This window comes from Streptomyces sp. NPDC058964, assembly GCF_042741275.1.
Lineage (GTDB): Bacteria > Actinomycetota > Actinomycetes > Streptomycetales > Streptomycetaceae > Streptomyces.
Map to the genome: position 1 here is coordinate 1 of NZ_JBHYKH010000717.1, position 3,491 is coordinate 3,491.

A 3,491-nucleotide genomic window follows, 5' to 3' on the forward strand; every position below is an offset into this window, starting at 1 on the left:
TTGGCCCCATTTCGCGGGGGATTGGTGAAGAGCGGGCGATGTGAGGTGGCCCCGCGGGGCGGCGTCAATTGGGACCGCGAGCGCCGTCGCCGACTGCGCGCGTGTGCCTGCGGTGTAGCGTCTGAGGCTGGTTGATCGGCCGTTCGGGGAGGGACGTGGCGTTGGCGGGGCGGGTGCGGTCAGTCTGGGAGGAGACCCCGCGCGGGTTGCGTGCCGGATGCGCGGTACTGTGGACGACCGGTGTGGTGCTGCTGGCCTTGGGCTGGTGGGGGGATCACGAAGGATTCTGGACGGACAGGGCGTTCGTCACCAACGTCTTCTCGTCCGTGACGGCGGCGGCCTTCGGCGTCCCGCTGGCCCTGGTCGTGCTCAACCGGGTCGGGATGGCGCAGGCAGAGGCGGTGGAAGCCCGCGCTGGGCGGCGTCTGGCCGTGCGAGTGGTCGGCGACTTCGCCGCTTCTGTGCCCCGTCTGATCCCTGGCCCTGCGGAGGGTCTGGATGAGGCGGCGACTGGACTGCTCGCATTGGAACGCGCCGCTCAGAATGCGATCAGGAACTGGGAGTCGGGACAGAACGACACCGGCCTCACCGATCTGCGACAACTGCTGGAAGAGGGAAAGCTGGAGCGTGCTCTGGAAGGCTTCAGGAGCGCGGTGCGGCCGGGGAAGCAGGCCGTCCCGGCGGTGGCCGAGGTCTCGGCGCACTGGTCGTTCTTGAACACGGCCGTGCGCAGTCGGCTGCTGGAGACCGGCGGGGCCTGGCTCACCGCGCACCTGGCCGCCCAGATCAACGAGTACGTGGCCCGGCTGACGGCCGACCCATATATGGACGGCTGGCTGCGGGACCTGGACATCGCGGTGCGACGGTTCAAGAACGGCTCGGACGTCTCCACCGCCCTCCAGGAGCTGTGGCGGCAGCTGGAGACCGGATCGGAGGTGGCCGAGGCACTGAGCGGACTCGGCGCGCTGAGCCGGGAGGCGTCCGATGCCCTTCAGAGCCCGCCGCCCTCGCCGCGGTAGGCGCCCGTCCTCTGGCATGAGACCGGATACTTCGTCGCGTTGGCCTTGTTCGCCTTGGTGTGAGCGAGGCGGTAGGACTCGGTGCCGGTCTCGATGATGTTGCCGCCGAAGGTGAGGCGGTCGACGATGGCCGCGCGGAGCCTGGGGTCGGTGAAGGTTTTGGTCCAGCCATCTGGGGCTGGCACTTGTTCCCTCACAAGAGTTGCCGCTGCCACCTGGCCGTATCCCGTTCCTGAGGTCCTCGTTGGTTTTCGCGGCAGCACCCTGGTTTTCAAGGTGCTGCCTTGACCGTTCAGGTGCGAGGAAGGTGTGCCGGTGGCCAAGGCCAGACTCCAGGTCATCGCGGGCGGGGCCGTCCCGCAGGAACCGCTGGCGACGGACCCGTGGCAGTTCCAGACCGCATGCGTCGACGCGTTCGTCGCCTCGTGGCGGGCCCGCGGGTTCAGCCCGGTGACCATCGACAACGACATCGGCCTGCTGGAGCGAACCCTCACGGCCCTGGGCCGACCCGCGTGGGAGGTGACGCCGGAGGACATCGACCGTGTGGTCGGCGACCTCGCGGTGAAGGGCCGGTCGACGTCGACCCGGCGCGAGTACGTGCAGATCTTCAAGGGATTCCACCGGTTCCTGCAGGCCCGCAAAGCCGCCGAGATCGAGGCCACGTTCGGTGTCCGGCTGGTCTGCCCAGTCGACGAGTTCAACGCCTCCCGGCACGTCGGCGACGACTCCCCGGCCCTGGTGCCGCCGCCGACACCGGAACGGGTAGCGGAGTTCTTCGACTTCATGAAGCAACGGATCGCGACCGCGAGGAAGTACGGGCCAGCCGCCCGGGACCATGCGATGTTCCGGACCCTGTATCACGCCGGCCTCCGCTCGGAGGAGGCATCGCTGCTGGACAAGCCGGATGTGCACTTCAGCCGCGGCCCGTTCGGCAAGCTCCACGTCCGCTTCGGCAAGGGGGCTCACACCTCTGGGCCCCGGCCCCGCTGGGTGCCCATGCTCGATGGCCTGGACCTGGTGCTGCGATGGTTCCCGGACGACGTGCGCCCCAAGTTTCCCGATTCTCCAGTGCTGTTCGCCGACGAGTCAGGCGGAGCCCTGCATCGCGGAACGAACCGCAACCGGCTGCGCTATCTCATGGAGCTCGAAGGGCGCCCGGCCTCCGAGCGGGTCAGCCCGCATGCCCTGCGGAGGGCCTGCGCGACCCACAACTACGAACGCGGCGTCGACCTGGTGGCGATCCAGCAAATGCTCGGGCACTGGACGGTCAGCTCAACCATGCGTTATGTCCGGCCCTCCGCGACGTTCATCGAGGACGCCTATCTGCGGGCGGTCGCCAGCACTCTGGCCGAGCTGACCGGGAAGGACACCACGGCATGAAGATCCGATGGCGGCTACGGATGGCTGCCGCCCAGCGCGAGGTGTGGACCGGGACCGAGCTGCGGCGGCTGCTGGCCGAGAAGGCCGGCCTGGAGCTCTCCTCGGCGTCGGTGTCCGCGCTGTTCACCAAGGAACCCTCGCAGGTGAAGATGACCACCCTGGCCGCGTTGTGCACCGCGCTGGAGTGCACCCCCAACGACCTGATCGAGATCGACACCACCCCCGTCGAGCGGTCTGCGGATCCGCCCCGGCCCGTCGCCGACATCCCGAAGGCCGCAGGCTCCGCCCGGGGCTGGTCGATGCCGCCTCTGTGACCTGCGGACATCTCCATGAGCAAGAAACAACGGGACTGCGTCACCTGCCGCGGGCCGGTCGGCTATCACGACCGCCAACATTGCTGCCAGTGCTGGCGACGGATGAAAGAACAGGCAGCGAAGGCGATGTGTCCGTCCTGCGGCAAAGACCGGGTCCTCCAGGAGGACACCGGCAGGTGCATCACCTGCTCGCGCGTCTGCGACCAATGCGGCCAACCCGTCCGTGCGGCCCACAACCGGCTCTGCGGAGTCTGCCGCGAAAGGCCGAGCGGCTCGCCGACCAGCAGCCCTGGCCTCGCTGCGGCAAGCGGGGATATCTCCGCGAGGAGACCGGCTGGTGCGGACACTGCTCCCGGCCCCGGCAGGACAAGCAGCCCCCGCGGACCTGCCGCGAGTGCGGACACCTGCGACGGCACGCCGGCCTGGGCCTGTGCTCAGCCTGCTGGCAGAAACATCCCGACCGCCCCTTCATCCGCGGCGAACTCCTCCGCGACCAACTCGCCAACCCGCCGACGTGGCTGGACGACTTCGTCGGGCATGTCGCGTCCCGTTTCGGCGTCTCCCGGGCCTGCGGCCTGATCACCGGCCTCGGCCGCCTCCTGCAGGACGAGCACTCCAACTCGCCCCAAGCACTTCTGGAACGGTCCCGACGACCAGGGCGGTCGGTGGGCACCTTCGCCCGCGCGCTTGAGGACTTCTTCACCCATCGTGGCCTGGCCCTGCCCACCGATCAGGCCGAACGGCTCGCCGGCGGACGGCGCAAGCGCCGCATCGTTGC

At 69.1% G+C, this 3,491-nt stretch carries 3 protein-coding genes and 2 pseudogenes; 4 read left to right on the plus strand and 1 reads right to left on the minus strand.

What is annotated here, in order from left to right; genetic code table 11:
* Positions 1-206: 206 nt before the first annotated feature.
* Positions 207-1,019 (plus strand): hypothetical protein, encoded by an 813-nt coding sequence (locus ACFW2E_RS43545; RefSeq protein WP_384476729.1) that lies wholly within the window; start codon positions 207-209, stop codon positions 1,017-1,019.
* Here ACFW2E_RS43545 and ACFW2E_RS43550 read toward each other — a convergent pair.
* A pseudogene (locus ACFW2E_RS43550) lies at positions 992-1,189 on the minus strand (ATP-binding protein); the annotation flags it as partial. The gene ACFW2E_RS43545 and the pseudogene ACFW2E_RS43550 overlap by 28 nt on opposite strands.
* Positions 1,190-1,334: 145 nt before the next feature.
* On the opposite strand from ACFW2E_RS43550, the gene ACFW2E_RS43555 reads away from it, so the two are divergent.
* From ACFW2E_RS43555 to ACFW2E_RS43565, 3 genes and pseudogenes are all read left to right on the plus strand, one after another.
* Entirely contained in the window at positions 1,335-2,399 is a 1,065-nt protein-coding gene (locus ACFW2E_RS43555; protein WP_384476732.1) for a tyrosine-type recombinase/integrase, read from the plus strand.
* Complete coding sequence (locus ACFW2E_RS43560) at positions 2,396-2,713, plus strand: helix-turn-helix domain-containing protein (RefSeq protein ID WP_384476735.1); 318 nt, start codon at positions 2,396-2,398, stop codon at positions 2,711-2,713. Before ACFW2E_RS43555 ends, ACFW2E_RS43560 begins: the two co-directional genes overlap by 4 nt.
* Positions 2,714-2,919: 206 nt before the next feature.
* Positions 2,920-3,491, plus strand: a pseudogene (locus tag ACFW2E_RS43565) (integrase); the annotation flags it as partial.

Excerpts from the sequence above, each read along its gene's own strand:
- ACFW2E_RS43560 (WP_384476735.1), top strand. The coding sequence starts at position 2,396 with ATGAAGATCCGATGGCGGCTACGGATGGCTGCCGCCCAGCGCGAGGTG.